The following is an 18161-nucleotide window of genomic DNA, read 5'->3' on the forward strand; positions in this document are numbered from 1 at the left end:
ACCACAGGCCTCAACGTGAACGATGTCGCGAGACACCTGTGAACGGTGTCCCGCGACATCGCAACGTGGAGACGAGGGGAATCGAACCCCTGACCCCCGCCTTGCGAAAGCGATCTCGGGGTGGTTGGCGCGGTGGGCTGTGACTGAGAGTCCTGACCAGGGCATTCGCGGGGAGCAGCCGGCTCACCGCCGATGCGGCTCGATGACCCACCGCCCCGCCGTCCGTCGGAGGGGAACGTGTCGCGGCGCGCCGGGGTCGCCGCTGTACGGCTGTGGGGTCCGCTTGAGGGTGACCGAGCTGATCCGGTCGGCGAGCTCGGCGGGGATCTCCCAGTCGTCGGGTGCGCCGGTGGGGCAGGCGTCGTGGGCGGCCGCGGCGGCGAAGACCGCTTTCGCGTCGGACTCGTCGAGGCCGGTGAAGCGGACGCGGGCCTTCTGCGGTCCGTCGACGGCGACCACGCCCTCGTCGGGGCAGCCGCCCAGGCACTGGACGTTGCGGATGGCGACGGTGGTGCCGGGCTCGTTGTCGGCGACCTGGGCGATGGCGGCGGTCAGCCGGCGGCCGAAGTCACCGGTGGCGCGGGGGTCGTAGCGGGGGCAGGTGCGGCAGATCAGCAGGGTCATCGGTGGGCTCCCCGGTCAGGGGTGCCGGCGACCAGGGTGGGCTGGTCGCCGGCACCGTGATCGTCGTCAGGGCCGGTGTGCCACCACGGGCGCGGCCATGTCGTGCACGAGGTCGGCCGCCCGAGGGGCGGGCACGGTGTGGTCGTCCTCGGCGTGCTGCTTGTGGAACCGGCCGTCCTTCATGACGTAGTTGATCTTCGAGTGGTCCTGCAGGATGGTGATGTCGGCGAGCGGGTCGCCGTCGATGAGGATCAGGTCGGCGAGGTAGCCGGGCTGGACCTTGCCGAGCTCGTCGGGGCGCAGCATGATCTCCCCGCCCCAGGCGGTGGCGGAGATGATCGCCTCCATCGGGGTGAAGCCGAGCAGCTCGACGAAGTGCTGCAGGTCGCGGGCGTAGGTGCCGTGGGGGGTCCAGGCGAAGCCGTAGTCGCCGCCGGGCAGGACCTTGATACCGCGCCGGTGCATCTCGCGAAGGCCCTTGACGGCCATGTCCAGTTCCCGCTTGTAGCCGACGGCCTCGGCGGCCTCCTGCGGGAAGCCGAAGGACTCGGCCTCGTAGAGGGTGGCGATCAGCCAGTTGAGGCCGGGGGCGACGAAGACCCAGTCCTTGTTGGCCTCGAGCATGTCCATGCCCTCGGCGTCGGTGAAGGAGGCGTGGTAGATGATGTCGACCTTGTTGCGGACGCACATCTTCACGCTCTCGGCGCTGCGGGCGTGGGCGCAGACGCGCTTGCCGCGGCGGTGGGCCTCGGTGACGGCGGCGGCGGTCTCCTCGTCGGAGAAGTAGGTGTCCTCGGCGCGCTGGGTGCCGGTGATCTCCTCGCCGGTCATGGACAGCTTGATCTGGTCGACGCCGAGTTCGATGAGCTCGCGGACGGCCTTGCGCATGCCCTCGGGGCCGTCGGCGAACTTGGTGATGCTCTTGATCAGCGCGCCGCCGGTGACCGCGATCTCCGGGCCGTTGGCGAGGTAGCGGGGGCCGGGGAAGCGGCCGGCGTTGATGGCGTCGCGGCAGACGACGTCGAGGCGGTCCTTCGCCGACGCCGCGCCCAGGCACATGGTGTAGCCGGAGTCGATGTAGGTGCGGGCGGACTCCAGGGCGAACAGCAGGTGCTCCTCGACCGGCATGGTGCCCAGGCCGTCGAGGTCGGCGCTGTTGTTCCAGGTGAAGTGGGTGTGGGCGTCGCACAGCCCGGACATCAGGGTGCGGCCGCGGCCCTCGACCACCCGGGCGTCACCGATCTGCGCCGGGTCGACGGTACCGACGGCGGCGATGCGGTCGTTCTCGACCAGGACGTCGCCGGGATAGGGGTCGGCGCCGGTGGAGTCGAGGATGCTGACGTTGCGGAACAGCGTCTTGTCGGTGGGGACGGGCACGGTGAATCTCCTTCGCGGTGAGGGGCACGCCGGACGGGTCGCCGGCGCCCCGGGTGCGCCCGACCGGGCGCGATTGACGGTTCTGCGGAAGCGGGGGTGCGGTGCAGCTCGGAGTTGCTCAGAGGAACTCGAGCAGCTGGTCGGTGACCGGGCCGGCGGCCTCGAGAGCGGTCCAGTGGCCGACGCCGGGCACGATCTCGACGGTGGCGTTGCCGTGGGCGGCGGCGAGTTCCTGGCTGGCCTCGGGCGGGCCGACCTTGTCGTCGCTGCCGGTCACGAGCAGCAGCGGCAGGTTGGGGTCGATGGGCCCGGGGTCGGTGGCGGCGGCGAGTGCCTCGCAGTTGCGGGCGTAGCCCTCCGGGTCCTGGCGGGTGATCAGCTCCCGGACGAAGGCGGCCACCTCGGGCTTGTCTCGCCGGGTGGTCTCCGACAGGGCGTTGGCGACGACGGCCGGGGCGACGGCGGCGGTGCCCTTCTCGCGGAGCAGGGCGGCCCGGTCGCGTTGGGCCTGCCGGCCCGGCTCGGCCGGCTCCCGGACGGCACCCAACAGCGCCAGGGCGGACACCTTGTCCGGGTAGCGGGCCGCCAGGTCCCGCACGACCAGGGTGCCCATCGAGTGCCCGACGACGACGGCGCTGGCCACCCCGAGCTCGTCGAGCAGCGCGGCCAGGTCGTCGGCGTGCGCGGCGATGCTGATCCCGTCGGCGACGGGTGACCGGCCGGCGCCGGCCGAGTCGACCCGGATCACCTGGAACCGGTCGGCCAGGGCGTCGGCCTGCACCTGGTAGAAGTTCGTCGTGCCGCCCAGGCCGTGCACCAGCAGCACCGCCGGGCCCCGGCCGTCGATCTCGACCGCGAGTTCCTTGCCGTTGATCTTCACGTCGTCTCTCCTGTCGTTCCGGCCGGCTCAGGCGATCCGGTTGCGCTGCGCGCCGAGCCCGGTGATGGAGATCTCGATGACGTCGCCGCTGGTCATGAACTTGGGCGGGTCGAAGCCGATGCCGACCCCGGCCGGGGTGCCGGTGGCGATGATGTCGCCGGGCAGCAGCGTGATGCCGGCGGAGATGGTGGCGATCAGCTCCGGGATGTCGAAGATGAGGTCCTTGACCGACCCGTTCTGGCGGGGTTCACCGTTCACCGAGCTCTCCACCACCAGCGCGGTCACGTCGGGGACCTCGTCGGCGGAGACGGCAAAGGGGCCCATCGGGCAGTGCGTGTCCAGCGACTTGCCGATCAGCCATTGCTTGTGGGTGCGCTGCAGGTCCCGGGCGGTGAAGTCGTCGATGATCGTGTAGCCCCACACGTGGTCGAAGGCCTGCTCGCGGGTGATCCCGCGGCCGCCGCGGCCGATGATGACGCCCAGCTCGGCCTCGTAGTCCAGCTCGTTGGTGACGCCGTGGTGCGGGTCGATGTCGTCGAAGGGGCCGGTGACCGACGTGGTGGCCTTCGAGAAGACCACGGGCGCCTCGGGCATGGCCTGCGAGCGGTCCGGGCTGTCGTAGCCGCTGCGGCCGAACTCCAGGACGTGGTCCCGGTAGTTCTTGCCGACGCAGAAGATGTTGCGCCGCGGCGCCGGGATCGGTGCCAGCAGGCGCACCGCATCCAGCGGGCGCTCTGGCAGCCCTGCGGCCTGCTGCTCCAGGCGCGGGCCGAGCTCGGCCCACTCCTCGATCAGCTGCAGGACGTCGGTGCCGTCGGGGAGGGCGGTGGTGACGTCGTGGACCACGCCGCGCTCGACGTCTACGACGCCCACGCGCTGATCCGTACCGGTGGAGAACGTCACGATCTTCATGTCTGAACCAATCTAAACCATTGTGACCAATGCTCGGCTGGCTGGGACGCTACGGGGTGACGCGCGCCATGTCGAGAGAAGATCTCCGCCTGTTCCCGTTCGGACTATTGGTCTCGATTGGTACAAGTGCGGTAAAGTGCGAGCGTGTTGAACGTCGAGCAGTCACTCCGCGCCCTCCTTGACGAGGGGGCGGCGGAAGGTTCCCTCGTCCCCGGCGCGAAGTTGCCCACTGAGCGCGAACTCGTGGAGCGGCTGTCCGCGCCGCGTAGCGCGATCCGTCGCGCGCTGGACGTGCTGGAGGAGGAGGGGCTGGTCTTCCGCCACGTCGGGCGGGGCACGTTCCTCAGCGAGCTGGCGCAGCGACGGGCCGATGCGCCGGCCGACACCAGCCCGGCCGAGATCATGCAGGTGCGGCTGGTGATCGAGCCGCCGGTGGCCGCGCTGGCCGCCCGCGTCGCCACCCAGGCCGACCTGAACCGGATCACCGTCTGCCTCGAGGGTGGCGGCGCCAGCGCCGAGTTCGAGGCGTTCGAGTCCTGGGACGCCAAGCTGCACCGGGCGATCGCCGAGGCGGCCCACAACGGGTTGCTGATGAACATGTTCGACGTCATGAACACCGCCCGGCAGCTACCGGTCTGGGGCAGCCTCAAGCGCCGAACGTCCACCCCCGAACGCCGCCGCTGCTACCACGTCGAGCACACCGCGATCGTGGAAGCGCTGTGCGACCGCGACCCCGACGGGGCCGAGAAGACCATGCGCACTCATCTGGAGAACGTCGGCGACAACCTCCTCGGCCGTCGCTGAGACAGCTCGAGCGGCGGCTCCTCGTGTACGCGGCCGCGGCCAATCGGGGATCCAGGCTGCGGACGGTTCCGCCGGTGAGCTGCCGAAGGACCGGCGTCGCAGCAATCCACGGAGTGCGGTCCGTCCGCTGAACGAGCGAGCGACCGACGGCAAGCTGGCCCTCGCGGTGCTCGCGTCGGCCATGGAGCGCGGCTCGCACAGGCCCCCGGGGATCGACGAGATGGAGGTGGTCGGTGATGGCGTCGATCGCGCGGAGGCCCGACGGCACGCACCGGCCCCGGTACCCGCGACGAGCACGGCAAAGGAGCACGCCCGTCACTTCAAGCGGAAAGGCCGACGCCCAGCGGGGGCTCGACGAGGTCACCGCGGCGGTGCAGACCGGCACCTTCGTCGACCGGCACGCTCGAAGGTCACCGAGGAGATCAATCTCAAGCCCACGACCCGGGCCGCTACGCCGACGTGCTGCGGACCCACGTGTTGCCCCGCTGGGCCGGCGTGCCGTTGATCCAGGTGATCCACGGCGAGGTCCAGCCCTGGCTGACGGAGCTGTCCTCGCGGGGACTGTCCGGGGGTGTCGGTCCTGAGGCCCAGGGCGTTCTCGCCGGCGTCCTCGGGCTCGCGGTCCGCGACCGGCGCCTGGCGGTCAACCCCGCCCTCGGCGTGGCCCTGCCGGCGATGGGAGAGAAGCGCCGTCGGTATCTGAGCGCCGAGCAGCTGGAGGCGCTGGCCGAGGCCGCCGGGCCCGGCCGGGTCGCCGTGCTGGTGCTGGGCTACTGCGGGCTGCGCTGGTCGGAGCTGGCGGCGCTGCGGGTGCGGCACTTCGACCTGCTGCGCCGGCGGTCCTGGTCGAGGAGGCCGTCACCGAGGTCGATGGCGCCCGCCTGGTCTGGGCACCTCCAGGACCCACGGCCGACGCTCGGTGCCGCTGCCACGCTTCCTGGTCGACGAACTGGCCGGACGGTGGTGAACCGCCCCGCGGACGAGCTGGCCTTCCCGTCGCCGCAGGGCGCGGTGCTGCGCAACCGCAACGCCCGGGCCGCCTGGTTCGACGCCGCCGCGCGGGCCATCGGGGAGCCCGGGCTCACGCCGCACGAGCTGCGGCACACCGCGGCCTCGCTGGCGATCAAGGCGGGAGCCAACGTCAAGGCGGTGCAGCGGATGCTCGGGCATGCGTCGGCGGCCATGACCCTGGACCGCTACGCCGACCTGTTCGATGACGACCTGGACGAGGTGGCCGACCGACTGGACGCCCTGCGGGCGGCCACGCGCGGACGAGGTGCGGACTTTTTGCGGACTGCGCCGGATCAGCGGCGCGCCGGTGAGTCGCCCGGAACCGATGAATCGCAGGTCAGTAGGCCTGTCGAGGGAGTGGAGACGAGGGGAATCGAACCCCTAACCCCCGCCTTGCAAAGGCGGTGCTCTGCCAATTGAGCTACGTCCCCGGGGCGGGGCGGACGCCCCGCCGGGTCAGCGGGCGCCGGGAGTGCTGACCGACCCGCTCGTGGCCTCGTGCCACAGGTCGGCCTCGGCCTTGCCGGCCGAGCGCTTGCGGACCAGGGCCAGTGCCCCGGCCGCGGCGGCCGCGAGGGCGAGTCTCTTCAGCACGCGGGTTACCTCCTCGAGGGGAGTTCCCCCCTCGCTGCGAGGGGCCCCGACCGCTCCTCCCGTACGGGAGGGGGCCGGGTGACGCCGGTAGCGCCGGGACACGGGTGGGCCTGGGAGGACTTGAACCTCCGGCCTCATCCTTATCAGGGATGCGCTCTAACCGCCTGAGCTACAGGCCCGTGGACCTCGGACAGCTTACCTGGCCCTTCCCCCGGTCTCGCCGGGGGGTGGTCCGTCCCCCGGCCGCCGGCTCGCGAGGGCCGTCGCCCCGTCCCGGGCACCGCCGCGAGCCTGCGAGCGGCGGGGAGGACGGGGTCTTTCTCAGTCGCGCTCGGAGAGGGTGACCTCCAGGCCGCCGACGAGGTCGGAGCACATGTTGTAGATGAACGCCGCGACGGTGCACAGCGCGGTCATCAGCACGATGTTGATCGCCCCGATGACCGCGGCCCCGCCGAAGACGATGCCCGGGGTGATGACCTCGCCGCTGCCCTCGGCGCCGGACGCGGTGCCGAGCTGGCCGAACAGGTCGTTGAGCGTCTCGAAGACGCCGAGGCCGGACAGGACGCCGTAGAGGATGCCGATGGCGACCATCCAGATGAAGAACATCGCGATCGACAGGACCAGCGAGATCTTCAGCGCCGACCAGGTGTCGATGTGCCGCAGCTGCAGGCGGGCACGACGCGGACCGCGCGCCGCCTTCTGCTGCTTCGGGGAGGCCGCCTTGCCGGTCCCCGTGGCGGCAGCCGAGCTGCCCGCCGCGACCGCACCCTGGACCGGCGCCAGCTGGCCCTCCTGGGCCGACTCCGCGGGTGCCGCGAGCGCGGTCTCGGTCCCGCGGGCGACCGGGGCGTCGCTGCCCCGCGCCGGCGGGGCCTTCGTGGTCGAGACACCCGCCGTGGTCGAGACCGGGCCGCCCGCGACCGGGACCGTGCCGTCGACCGCGGCCTCCTGAGCGCGCTGGGTCCCCGTGCCGGGGATCGACTGCGTGGCCGTCACCGGCGCCTGGCCGTCCGCGACGACGTCCTGGCCGGTGGCCGGCCCCTGCGCCGTGCTGGTGTCCCCAGGCCGGGCCCCGGTGCGCACCGAACCCTGCGTCCGGTCGCTCATGCGAGTCTCCCGTTCCCCGGCGGCCTGCGCCGCTCTCTCGTACCCGGGTGGTCCGGCTCGCGGCCGGGGGCGCCCGGGCGCCGGTCAGATCCGTGGTTGCGTGACCGGAGGAGGCGGAGCGACCGGACCCGGGGCCACGGGCGCTGCGCCTCCTCCGTCATCGCATCCAGACTAGGCTGCGGGCTCGTCGTTGTCCGTCGTCCGCGCGATCGCCACGATCGACACGTCTTCGGGCAAGTTCATAAGCTTGACACCCATGGTGGCGCGGTCCTTGTTGTGCCGCACGCCGTTGACCGGGGTGCGGATGACGCCGCCGCCGGACGTGATGGCGTACAGCTCGTCGCCCAGCCGCACGGCGAGCGCCCCGACCAGCGAGCCCTTGCGGGCCTTCGGGTCTGCGGTGAGCACGCCCTTGCCGCCGCGGCCCTGCGCCGGGTAGTTCTCGATGCCGGTCCGCTTGGCGAAGCCGCGCTCGGTGGCGACGAGGACGTCGACGCCGTCCTCGACCACCATCATCGACAGCAGGTTGTCGTCGGGCGCGAGCGAGATGCCGCGGACGCCCTCGGTGGCCCGGCCCATCGGCCGCAGCTGGTCGTCGTCCGCGCGGAAGCGGATCGACATGGCCTTGCGGCTGACCAGCAGCAGGTCCTGATCCGAGTCGATGAGCGCGGCGCCGACCAGCTCGTCGTTCTCGCGGAGGTTGATCGCGATGACGCCGCCGCTGCGCGGGGAGTCGAAGTCGGTCAGCCGGGTCTTCTTCACCTGACCGCGGGCGGTGGCGAGCACCAGGTACGGCGCGACGCCGTAGTCCTTGATCTGCATCACCTGGGCGATCCGCTCGTCGGGCTGGAACGCCAGGATGTTGGCCACGTGCGCGCCGCGGGCGGTGCGGTTGGCCTCGGGCAGCTCGTAGGCCTTCGCCCGGTAGACCCGGCCCTTGTTGGTGAAGAAGAGGATCCAGTCGTGGGTGGAGCCCACGAAGAAGTGGTCGACGATGTCGTCCTGCTTCAGGGCCGCCCCCATCACGCCCTTGCCGCCGCGGCGCTGCGACCGGTAGAGGTCGCTCTTCGTCCGCTTGGCGTACCCGGTGCGGGTGATGGTGACGACGACCTCCTCCTCGGCGATGAGGTCCTCCATGGAGACGTCGCCGTCGTTCGCCACGAACTTCGTGCGCCGGTCGTCGCCGTACTTCTCCACGATCTCGGCGAGCTCGTCGTGGATGATCTGCCGCTGCCGCTCGGGGGAGTCGAGGATCGCCTGCAGGTCGGCGATGCGGGCCTCGAGCTCGGCCAGCTCGTCGAGGATCCGCTGCCGCTCCAGGGCGGCCAGCCGGCGCAGCTGCATGTCGAGGATCGCGGTGGCCTGGATCTCGTCGATGTCGAGGAGGTCCATGAGGCCGCCACGGGCGGCGTCCGCCGACGGGCTGTTGCGGATCAGCGCGATGACCGCGTCGAGCTGGTCGAGCGCCTTGGCCAGACCGCGCAGGATGTGTGCGCGCTCCTCGGCCTTGCGCAGCCGGTAGCGGGTCCGCCGCTGGATGACCTCGATCTGGTGGGTGACGTAGAGCCGGATCAGCTCGTCGAGCCGCAGCGTGCGCGGCACGCCGTCGACGATCGAGAGCATGTTGCAGCCGAACGTCGTCTGCAGCTGGGTGTGCTTGTAGAGGTTGTTCAGCACGACCTTGGCGACGGCGTCGCGGCGCAGGGTGATGACCAGCCGGCGGCCGACGCGGTCGCTGGACTCGTCGGCGATCTCGCTGATGCCCTGCAGCCGGCCGTCCTTGACCGCCTCGGCGATCGCCTCGGCCAGGTTGTCGGGGTTGACCTGGTACGGCAGCTCGGTGCAGACCAGCTGCACCCGTCCGCGGGCGTCCTCCTCGACGGTGACGACGGCGCGCATGCGCACCGAGCCGCGCCCGGTGCGGTAGGCGTCCTCGATGCCCTCGCGGCCGACGATGAGGCCGGCGGTCGGGAAGTCCGGGCCGGGGATGCGCTGCATGCAGGCGGTGAGCGCCTCCTCCGGCTCGGCGTCCGGGTGGTCGAGCACCCAGAAGACGGCCTCGGCGACCTCGCGCAGGTTGTGCGGGGGCATGTTGGTGGCCATGCCGACGGCGATGCCGGCCGAGCCGTTGATCAGCAGGTTGGGGATGCGCCCCGGCAGGACCAGCGGCTCCTGGTTCTTGCCGTCGTAGTTGGGCTGGAAGTCGACGGTGTCCTCGTCGATGTTGGCCAGCATCTCCATGGCCAGCGGCGTGAGCCGGGCCTCGGTGTAGCGCATGGCCGCCGCCGGGTCGTTGCCCGGGGAGCCGAAGTTGCCCTGGCCGTCGACCAGCGGGTACCGCATGGCCCACGGCTGGGCCAGCCGGACGAGGGCGTCGTAGATCGAGGTGTCGCCGTGCGGGTGGTAGTTACCCATCACCTCACCGACGACGCGGGCGCACTTGACGTAGCCGCGGTCGGGGCGGAAGCCCTGGTCGTACATCGCGAACAGCACGCGGCGGTGCACCGGCTTGAGGCCGTCGCGGACCTCGGGCAGCGCGCGGCCGACGATGACCGACATCGCGTAGTCGATGTAGCTGCGCTGCATCTCCTGCTGGAGATCGACCGGCTCGACGCGGTCGCGGCTGGGGGTTTCGGTCACGGTTCAGATCTCCACGGTTCGGTGCAGAAGAGCGGCAGTCACGCTGTGTCCGGCCCCCTCGCAGGGTCCCGCTGCGAGCCTGCGAGCAGTGGGGGGCGAGGGGGCCTCGGTCACACGTCGAGGAAGCGGACGTCCTTGGCGTTGCGGGTGATGAAGCTGCGGCGGGCCTCGACGTCCTCGCCCATCAGGACGCTGAACAGCTCGTCGGCAGTGGCGGCGTCCTCGAGCGTCACCTGCAGGAGCACCCGGGTCTCCGGGTTCATCGTGGTCTCCCACAGCTCGGTGGCGTTCATCTCGCCGAGGCCCTTGAACCGCTGGATCGCGTCGTCCTTGATCTTGCGGCCCTGCTCGGCGCCGAGCCGGAGCGCGCCTTCCTTCTCCTTGTCGGTGTAGACGTACTCGTCACCCGTCTTGCCGCCCCACTTGATCTTGTACAGCGGGGGCTGTGCGAGGTAGACGTAGCCGGCCTCGACCAGCGGCCGCATGAAGCGGAACAGCAGGGTCAGCAGCAGCGTGCGGATGTGCTGGCCGTCGACGTCGGCGTCCGCCATCAGGATGATCTTGTGATAGCGCAGCTTCGACAGGTCGAACTCGTCGTGGATGCCGGTGCCGAACGCGGTGATCATCGACTGGACCTCGTTGTTCTTGAGGACCCGGTCGATACGCGCCTTCTCGACGTTGATGATCTTGCCGCGGATGGGCAGGATCGCCTGGAACATCGAGTCGCGGCCGGACTTGGCCGAGCCACCCGCCGAGTCGCCCTCGACGATGTAGACCTCGGAGTTGCGCGGGTCGGTCGAGCGGCAGTCGGCGAGCTTGCCCGGCAGCGAGTTGTTGCTCAGCAGGTTCTTGCGCGCGAGCTTGCGGGCGTCCTGCGCCGCGCGGCGGGCGCGGGCCGCGGACGAGGCCTTGGTGATGATCGTCTTGGCCTCGGTCGGGTTGGCCTCGAACCAGTGCGTGATCTGCTCGTTGCAGACCCGCTGGACGAAGCCCTTGACCTCGGTGTTGCCGAGCTTGGTCTTCGTCTGGCCCTCGAACTGCGGGTCGCCGAGCTTCACCGAGACGATCGCGGCGAGACCCTCGCGGATGTCCTCACCCGTGAGCTTCTCGTCCTTCTCCTTCAGCAGCTTCTTCTCGACGGCGTAGCGGTTGACGATCGACGTCAGCGCAGCGCGGAAGCCCTCCTCGTGAGTGCCGCCCTCGTGCGTGTTGATGACGTTGGCGAAGGTGTAGACCGACTCGGAGTACGCGTCGGACCACTGCATCGCGACGTCCACCGACATCCGCATGTCGTTCTTGCCCAGGCCCTCGGCGCCGAAGCCGATGACCGACTTGTGGATCGGGGACTTCTTGGCGTTGATGTGCCTGACGTAGTCCTCGAGGCCGCCGTCGTACCGGTAGGTGATCTCGGTGGCCTCGAACGCCTCCGCCTCGGTGCCGGCCTCGGGGGCCGCCTCGGCGATCGAGATCTCGTCGGCGAGCCCGGTGTCCACCTTGCTGTGCCCGGGGCGCTCGTCGCGCAGGACCATGGTCAGGCCCTTGTTGAGGAAGGCCATCTCCTGCAGCCGCCGGTTGATGGTGTCGAACGAGTAGTGCGTGGTCTCGAAGATGTCGCCGTCGGCCCAGAACGTGACCGCCGAGCCGCGCTTCTTCGTCGGGCCGACCTTCTCCAGCGGCCCGGCCTTGGCCAGGTCGTAGCGCTGGAACCACTCGGCGCCGTCGCGCCAGACGTTCACCTCGAGCCGCTTGGACAGTGCGTTGACCACGGTGACGCCGACGCCGTGCAGACCACCGGAGACGCCGTAGCTCTTGCCGTCGAACTTCCCGCCCGCGTGCAGGACGGTCATGATCACCTCGAGCGTGGGCCGCTTCTCCACCGGGTGCATGTCGACCGGGAAACCACGGCCGTTGTCCTCGACCCGGACGCCGCCGTCGGCCAGCAGGGTGACCCGGACGGTGTCGCAGTAGCCGGCGAGCGCCTCGTCGACGGCGTTGTCGACGACCTCCCACACCATGTGGTGCAGGCCGCGCTCACCGGTGGAGCCGATGTACATACCGGGGCGCTTGCGCACCGCCTCGAGACCCTCGAGGACGGTGATGGAGCTGCCGGAGTAGGCGTTCTCGGTCTGGGGTCGTGCGACCACGTGGGGCCCTTCTGTCGCGCAACCGGCGCACGGCACCCCCGCGGCGGAGCGGGGGGCACGACGGCGTAGAGAGGCACTGGGGCCGGTTGCTGGCGGTTCCTGCCGTCCAGGATACCGGGTCCTACGACAAGAACGTCTCCGTCCACGCCCTGAGCGCGTCCCTGCGCCTCTCGCGGCTCGTCCGCCACCCCCGGTGGCGGGCCCCGGGTCGACACGCCGTCCCGGGGCCGCCTGGGCCCCCGGTTCAGTTGACGGGGCCGCCCTTGGTGAACCGGTCGGGGTCCAGCGGGGGCACGGCGGGACCGGTCCGCCGGTTGACGAGGACGGTGACGCCCCAGAGGGCGACGCCGATCACGAGCAGGACGCCGGCGATGCGGTACTGCTCGGTCGGCCGGCCGGCCCACGGCGTGGCGAGGAAACCGCAGGCCAGGGCCCCGACGACGGGCAGCACGGTCGGGGTGCGGAAGTGGTCCTCGTCGACCCGGTCCTTGCGCAGCACCAGGACGGCGACGTTGACGACGGTGAACACGATGAGCAGCAGCAGCGCCGTCGTGCCGCCCAGGGCCGGCACCGCACCCACGAAGGTGATCAGGCCGAAGGCCAGCGCGGTGGTGAAGAGGATCGCCGTGGTGGGCGTGCGACGGGTGGCGTGCACCTTGCCCAGCAGCGGCGGCAGCACGTGCTGCCGGCTCATCCCGTAGACCAGCCGGCTGGCCATGAGCATGTTGATGAGCGCGGAGTTGGCGACGGCGAACATCGTGATGACGCCGAAGATCCCGACCGGGAACCCGGGTGCGCCGGCCTCCACCACCTGCAGCAGCGGGGTGTCGCCCTCGCTCAGCCGCTCGGCCGGCACCAGCGCGATCGCCGAGATCGACACCAGCACGTAGATCAGGCCGGTGAGGCACAGACCGGCGAGCAGCACCTTGGGGAAGATCTTCCGCGGGTGCTTGCACTCCTCGGCCATGTTCACCGAGTCCTCGAAGCCGACCATCGCGAAGAACGCCAGCCCGGTCGCCGCGATCACCCCGCCCACCACCGAGCGGTCCCCGGTGTCGATCTCGGTCACCCGGCCGAAGTCGCCCTCGCCCAGCCCCAGCGCCCAGACGCCGACCCCGATGACGATGAGCAGTCCCGAGAGCTCCACGCAGGTGAGCACCACGTTGGTCTTGACGCTCTCGCCGACCCCCCGGTGGTTGACCAGGGCCACCAGGGACATGAAGCCCAGGCCGATGAGCGTGATGCCGAAGCCCTCCTCGATGCCCAGGCCGAAGACGTTGGCGAAGTTCGCGCTGAACGCCCGCGCCGCGGTGGACGCCGACGTGATCCCGGAGCTCATCACCGCGAAGGCGACCAGGAACGTGACGAAGTGGATGCCGAACGCCTTGTGCGTGTACAGCGCCGCGCCCGCGGCCTGGGGGTACTTGGTGACCAGCTCCAGGTAGCTGAACGCGGTGACCAGCGCGACGAGGAACGCGACCAGGAACGGCAGCCAGACGACGCCGCCGACCTGGGCCGCAACCTGGCCGGTGAGCGCGTAGATCCCGGTGCCCAGGATGTCGCCGACGATGAACAGCAGCAGCAGGCCGGGGCCCATCACCCGCTTGAGCGTGGGCTGACCGTCCTCGGTCCGGTCGGCGACCGGGCTGGTCTCGGCCATGGCTGCCTCCTGCAGGGCTCGTCCCGGTGTCCGACCGCCGTTGGCCAGGCTGCCCCGCCGATGGTGGACCGTGGCCGACCCGCCCGCGACCGGAGCGGGACGACCGGCGGAGCCGGACACTGGGGCATGACCGAACCCGCCGCCACCCCGAAGACCTGCCTCGTCACCGGCGCGACCGGCTACATCGGCGGGCGGCTGGTGCCCGAGCTGCTGGCCGCCGGTCACCGCGTGCGGGTGATGACCCGCTCGCCGGAACGGCTGCGCGACCACCCGTGGGCCGGGCAGGTCGAGGTGGCCCGCGCGGACGCCGGGGACGCCGAGGCGGTCGCGGCCGCGTGCGACGGGGTCGACGTCGTCTACTACCTGGTCCACGCGCTGGGCGCCGGCCCGGCGTTCGAGGAGACCGACCGGCGGACGGCGCAGGTGGTCGCGGGGGCCGCCCGCGAGGCCGGCGTCGGCCGGCTGGTCTACCTCGGCGGGTTGGAGCCGCAGGACGAGGAACTGTCCCCGCACCTGCGGTCGCGGGCGGAGGTGGCGCGGATCCTGCTCGAGTCGGGCGTCCCGACGGTGGTGCTGCGGGCGGCGGTGGTGCTGGGCTCGGGGTCGGCGTCCTTCGAGATGCTCCGGTACCTCACCGAGCGGCTCCCGGTGATGGTCACGCCGCGGTGGGTGCACAGCCGGATCCAGCCGATCGCGATCCGCGACGTGCTGCGCTACCTCGTCGGGTGCGCGCAGCTGCCGGCCGACGTCCACCGCTGCTTCGACATCGGCGGCCCCGACGTCATGAGCTACGCCGAGATGATGCAGCGGTTCGCGATCGTGACCGGCCTGCCGCGGCGGCGGATCCTGCCCGTGCCGCTGTTCACGCCGTCGCTGTCCAGCCACTGGGTCGGGCTGATCACGCCGGTGCCGGCCGGGATCGCCCGCCCGCTGGTCGAGTCGCTGCGCAACACCGTCGTCTGCACCGAGCACGACATCGCGCGGTACGTGCCCGATCCGCCAGAGGGGCTGCTCGGGTTCGAGGAGGCGGCGCGGCTGGCGGTGCAGCGGGTGAAGGACGCCGCGGTGGTCACCCGCTGGTCGTCGGCGTCGGTGCCCGGGGCGCCGTCGGACCCGCTGCCGACCGACCCCGACTGGGCCGGCGGCAGCCTCTACGTCGACGAGCGGACGCGGGCGACCACGGCGTCGCCGGCGGCCCTGTGGCAGGTGGTCGTGGGGATCGGCGGTGACACCGGCTGGTACTCGTTCCGGCTCGCGTGGGAGGTGCGCGGCCTGCTGGACCGGGCGGTCGGCGGAGTGGGCCTGCGCCGGGGTCGGCGGTCACCGCGGGACCTCTACGTCGGCGAGGCCCTCGACTTCTGGCGGGTCGAGGAGATCGAGGACGGCCGGCTGCTGCGGCTGCGCGCCGAGATGCGGGTGCCCGGCCTGGCCTGGCTGGAGTTCCACGTGGAACAGGACGGCGAGCAGCCGCTGCTGCGGCAGACCGCGACGTTCAAGCCGCAGGGACTGTTCGGTCACCTGTACTGGTGGGCGCTCGTCCCGTTCCACGGGTTCGTGTTCGGCGGGATGCTGCGCAACATCTGCCGCGAGGCCGAGGCGAGGACGGCGCAGGCCGGCGAGAAGCGCTCCCGGGAGGACGACGCCGCCTGACAGCGCGGCCTCGGTGTGCGCCGGTGGGCAGTTCCCGGCCCGGGAACTGCGCGTCAGCGCACACGGTCGACGCCGGGTCAGACGAGGAGCTGGGCGGCGGCGAGCTCGCGGTAGAGGGGGCTGGACTCGACCAGCTCGTCGTGGGTGCCGCGGGCGACGACCCGGCCGTGGTCGAGCACCACGATCTGGTCGCTGTCGAGCACCGTCGACAGCCGGTGGGCCACCACGAGCAGCGCCCGGTCCTCCGCCGCCGCGGCGAGGGTCTGCCGGAGCAGCTGCTCGTTGCGGGCGTCGAGGCTGGCGGTCGGCTCGTCGAGCAGCAGCAGCGCCGGGCGGGCCAGCAGCGACCGGGCGATCGCCAGGCGCTGCCGCTCCCCGCCCGACAGCAGCACGCCGTCGTCGCCCACCGGGACGTCGAGCCCCCGCGGCGAGCGCTGCACCACCTCGGTGAGCCCGACGTCGGCGAGCACCGCCCACAGCTCCGGGTCGGTCGCGCCCGGCGCGGCCAGCAGCAGGTTGTCCCGGACCGAGCCGGCCAGCACCGGGGCCTCCTGCTCGACGTAGCCCAGCCGTGCGCGCAGGGCGGCCCGCGGCAGGTCGCGCACGTCCGTGCCCGCCCACCGGATCACGCCGCCGTCCAGCGGGTAGAAGCCCTCCACCAGCGCGAGCACCGTCGACTTGCCCGCGCCCGAGGGCCCGACCAGGGCCACGCGGGAGCCGGCGGGGACGGCGAGGGACACCCCGCGCAGCACCCCGGTGCCGTCCGGGTAGCCGAAGGTGACGTCGTCCAGCTCGAGCAGCGGTACCGCGCGGGACGGCGGCGTCGCGGGGACGGGCAGCACCGCGCCGCCGCGCTCGGGCCGGGCGTCGTCCTCCGGCGCCAGCGCCAGGATCTCCTGCACCCGCGCCAGCGCGCCGAGCCCCATCTGGATCTGGTTCCACGCGCCGATCGCCTGCCCCAGCGGCATGACCAGCAGGAACAGGTAGAGGATGAACGCGACCAGGTCCGCGACGGCGATCGACCCGGCGGCCACCCGGTACCCGCCGAGCCCGAGGACGGCGAGGAACGCACCCTGGACGGCGATCGAGCCGGCGGGGGAGACCAACGCCTCGAGCCGGGCCACCCGCACCCCGGCGTCGTACGCCCGGCCCGCGCTCGCGCCGACGACCTCCACCTCGCGGCCGGTGGCGCTGCTGGCCCGGATGGTGCGCACCGCCGACAGCGCCCGCTCCACGGCCGCCGTCATCGCGCCGACCTCCTCCTGGGCCTGCTTCGACAGCCGGCGCACCCCGCGGGACACCGTGGCCACCACCGCGACCCCGATCGCGACCGACACCACCGTGACCAGCAGCAGCCAGCCGTCGACCAGCGCCATCGCCACCAGCGCACCGGCGCCGACCACCACCGAGCCGAGGATGTCGACGACGCCGGAGGTGACCGTGGCCCGCAGCAGCGTGGTGTCGGCGCCCACCCGCGACATGAGGTCGCCGGTCCGCCGCCGGTCGTACTCGGCGACCGGCAGCCGCAGCAGCCGGTCGGCCAGCGTCCGCCGGGTGGAGAGCACCACGCCCTCGGCGGTGCGCTGCAGCAGGTACTGCTGGAACGCCGACAGCGCCGAGGACGCGACCAGGACGACGACCAGCGTGAGCACCGCCGGCAGCAGCGCCCGCCCCGCACCCACCGCCTCGATGACCCGGGCGACCAGCGCCGGCTGGGCCAGCGCGCCGGCGGCCGCGACCAGCGACAGCCCGGCCGCGGCGAGCAGGGGGCGGCGGTGCGGGCGCAGCAGCGGCAGCAGCTCCCGCAGCCCGGCCGACGGCGACGGTGCCGGCGCCAGCTCGGTCACGCGCCCGCGGCCAGGGCGCCGACGATCGCGGTGAGCAGCCGGGCGTGGTGCTCGATCAGCTCGGGGCGGTGGCCGTCGGGGCGGATCGCGGCGACGAAGCCGCCCGCCCAGCCCCCTCCGTGCCCGGCCGTCGTCCAGAACTCGTCGCCGTCGTCGGTGCCGAGCAGCAGGCCGCGCACCGTCGTGTCCTCCACCAGCCGCCGGACGGCGGGGCCGTCCTCGGCGGCCAGCAGCACCCACCGGGCGTCGAACACCGGGTCGCCGCTGGGCACCTGTGCCAGCCCGCCGGTGCGGTGCTTCCAGAACCGGGCGGGGGACAGCCGCAGCCGCGGCACCGTGCCGAGCACCGGCGCGGCGGTGACGGCGTACTCGGGGACGGCGTAGCGGCCCGAGGCGTAGAGGACGTCGAAGGCGACCAGGTCCAGCGACCCGTAGCGGCCACGCATCACGCCGGCCGGACGGTGGTCCTTCGTGGCCCGCACCGGCGCGGTGGTGACCAGCTCGGCCAGGACGGCGTCCTGCGGAGCGGTGCCGTCGGAGATGTCCCAGCCGTGCTGGATCGCCCAGCCCTGCGCGCCGACCGGGTCGCCCTGGTAGGCGAAGACCCGCTCCAGCTCGCTCGGCGTGCGCGGGCGGCGGCCGCCGAACCCCCCGCCCCCGGCCGGCTGCTCACCCGCGGTCTGCGGCTGGACCGGGCGCTCGGGCTCCGCGGCCGGGAGGTCCCAGCCGGGCGGCTGCCACGCCGGCTCGGGCTGCGGCGGCTCGGCCGGCCGGTCGGGTGCCGGACCCGGGGTGTCCCCCTTGCCCAGGTGGACCGGCTCCCGCCAGCCGCTGCCCTCGTCGGGCCGGTCGTCGAAACCGTCGCGATCGCGGTCGCCGGGGCTGCTCATCGCTGCATCGTCCTCCCGGAG

The 18161-nt window shown here is 72.3% G+C and carries 13 protein-coding genes, 3 tRNA genes and 1 pseudogene; 3 read left to right on the top strand and 14 right to left on the bottom strand.

Annotated features, from left to right (window positions below; all coding sequences use genetic code 11):
- Nucleotides 1–66: 66 nt before the first annotated feature.
- From MY526_RS21850 to MY526_RS21870, 5 genes are all read right to left on the bottom strand, one after another.
- Nucleotides 67–153: transfer RNA gene (locus tag MY526_RS21850), tRNA-Ala, on the bottom strand.
- Nucleotides 154–183: 30 nt separating this feature from the next.
- Complete coding sequence (locus tag MY526_RS21855) at nt 184–624, bottom strand: DUF1636 family protein (RefSeq protein WP_436693513.1); 441 nt, start codon at nt 622–624, stop codon at nt 184–186.
- A gap of 66 nt (nt 625–690) precedes the next feature.
- Nucleotides 691–2001 carry an amidohydrolase family protein gene (locus MY526_RS21860; RefSeq protein ID WP_436693515.1) on the bottom strand — a complete coding sequence of 437 codons (1311 nt, stop codon included), beginning with the start codon at nt 1999–2001 and terminating at the stop codon, nt 691–693.
- 118 nt (nt 2002–2119) lie between these two features.
- Nucleotides 2120–2881 carry an alpha/beta fold hydrolase gene (locus tag MY526_RS21865; RefSeq protein ID WP_436693517.1) on the bottom strand — a complete coding sequence of 254 codons (762 nt, stop codon included), beginning with the start codon at nt 2879–2881 and terminating at the stop codon, nt 2120–2122.
- 27 nt (nt 2882–2908) lie between these two features.
- Nucleotides 2909–3793, bottom strand: a complete 885-nt coding sequence (locus MY526_RS21870; RefSeq protein WP_436693519.1) for a fumarylacetoacetate hydrolase family protein — start codon at nt 3791–3793, stop codon at nt 2909–2911.
- Nucleotides 3794–3937: 144 nt separating this feature from the next.
- On the opposite strand from MY526_RS21870, the gene MY526_RS21875 reads away from it, so the two are divergent.
- Nucleotides 3938–4597 carry a FadR/GntR family transcriptional regulator gene (locus tag MY526_RS21875; RefSeq protein ID WP_436693521.1) on the top strand — a complete coding sequence of 220 codons (660 nt, stop codon included), beginning with the start codon at nt 3938–3940 and terminating at the stop codon, nt 4595–4597.
- Between the two features lie 675 nt (nt 4598–5272).
- Nucleotides 5273–5749, top strand: a pseudogene (locus MY526_RS21880) (tyrosine-type recombinase/integrase); the annotation flags it as partial.
- Nucleotides 5750–5966: 217 nt separating this feature from the next.
- Here MY526_RS21880 and MY526_RS21885 read toward each other — a convergent pair.
- The 7 genes from MY526_RS21885 to MY526_RS21915 form a co-directional block, all read right to left on the bottom strand.
- Nucleotides 5967–6039 (bottom strand) — tRNA-Ala (locus tag MY526_RS21885).
- A gap of 25 nt (nt 6040–6064) precedes the next feature.
- Complete coding sequence (locus tag MY526_RS21890) at nt 6065–6202, bottom strand: DLW-39 family protein (protein ID WP_436693523.1); 138 nt, start codon at nt 6200–6202, stop codon at nt 6065–6067.
- Between the two features lie 105 nt (nt 6203–6307).
- Nucleotides 6308–6381, bottom strand: a tRNA-Ile gene (locus MY526_RS21895).
- Nucleotides 6382–6523: 142 nt separating this feature from the next.
- Nucleotides 6524–7309 (bottom strand): DUF3566 domain-containing protein, encoded by a 786-nt coding sequence (locus MY526_RS21900; RefSeq protein WP_436693525.1) that lies wholly within the window; start codon nt 7307–7309, stop codon nt 6524–6526.
- A 171-nt stretch (nt 7310–7480) separates the two neighbouring features.
- Nucleotides 7481–9949: a DNA gyrase subunit A gene (gyrA, locus tag MY526_RS21905; protein WP_436693526.1), complete on the bottom strand. Its 2469-nt coding sequence runs from the start codon at nt 9947–9949 to the stop codon at nt 7481–7483.
- A gap of 110 nt (nt 9950–10059) precedes the next feature.
- Nucleotides 10060–12093, bottom strand: a complete 2034-nt coding sequence (gene gyrB, locus MY526_RS21910) for a DNA topoisomerase (ATP-hydrolyzing) subunit B (protein ID WP_436693528.1) — start codon at nt 12091–12093, stop codon at nt 10060–10062.
- Nucleotides 12094–12337: 244 nt separating this feature from the next.
- Complete coding sequence (locus MY526_RS21915) at nt 12338–13753, bottom strand: APC family permease (protein WP_436705072.1); 1416 nt, start codon at nt 13751–13753, stop codon at nt 12338–12340.
- Nucleotides 13754–13879: 126 nt separating this feature from the next.
- On the opposite strand from MY526_RS21915, the gene MY526_RS21920 reads away from it, so the two are divergent.
- Nucleotides 13880–15403 carry an SDR family oxidoreductase gene (locus MY526_RS21920; RefSeq protein WP_436693532.1) on the top strand — a complete coding sequence of 508 codons (1524 nt, stop codon included), beginning with the start codon at nt 13880–13882 and terminating at the stop codon, nt 15401–15403.
- 77 nt (nt 15404–15480) lie between these two features.
- Here MY526_RS21920 and MY526_RS21925 read toward each other — a convergent pair whose 3' ends face one another.
- Both MY526_RS21925 and MY526_RS21930 read right to left on the bottom strand, forming a co-directional pair.
- The gene (locus MY526_RS21925) at nt 15481–17250 is read right to left on the bottom strand and encodes an ABC transporter ATP-binding protein (RefSeq protein ID WP_436693534.1); all 1770 of its coding nucleotides are present in this window, start codon (nt 17248–17250) and stop codon (nt 15481–15483) included.
- A complete protein-coding gene (locus MY526_RS21930) occupies nt 17247–18140 on the bottom strand; it encodes a hypothetical protein (RefSeq protein ID WP_436705073.1) in 894 nt (297 codons plus the stop codon). Before MY526_RS21930 ends, MY526_RS21925 begins: the two co-directional genes overlap by 4 nt.
- Nucleotides 18141–18161: the final 21 nt, after the last annotated feature.

It is taken from the genome of Geodermatophilus sp. CPCC 205761 (genome assembly GCF_051383655.1).
Taxonomy (GTDB): domain Bacteria; phylum Actinomycetota; class Actinomycetes; order Mycobacteriales; family Geodermatophilaceae; genus Geodermatophilus.

What these genes read in the sequence shown, in the direction of transcription:
- MY526_RS21855 (WP_436693513.1), bottom strand. Translation starts at nt 624, where the DNA reads ATGACCCTGCTGATCTGCCGCACCTGCCCCCGCTACGACCCCCGCGCC.
- MY526_RS21920 (WP_436693532.1), top strand. Translation starts at nt 13,880, where the DNA reads ATGACCGAACCCGCCGCCACCCCGAAGACCTGCCTCGTCACCGGCGCG.
- MY526_RS21900 (WP_436693525.1), bottom strand. Translation starts at nt 7,309, where the DNA reads ATGAGCGACCGGACGCAGGGTTCGGTGCGCACCGGGGCCCGGCCTGGG.
- MY526_RS21870 (WP_436693519.1), bottom strand. Translation starts at nt 3,793, where the DNA reads ATGAAGATCGTGACGTTCTCCACCGGTACGGATCAGCGCGTGGGCGTC.
- MY526_RS21930 (WP_436705073.1), bottom strand. Translation starts at nt 18,140, where the DNA reads ATGAGCAGCCCCGGCGACCGCGATCGCGACGGTTTCGACGACCGGCCC.
- MY526_RS21915 (WP_436705072.1), bottom strand. Translation starts at nt 13,753, where the DNA reads ATGGCCGAGACCAGCCCGGTCGCCGACCGGACCGAGGACGGTCAGCCC.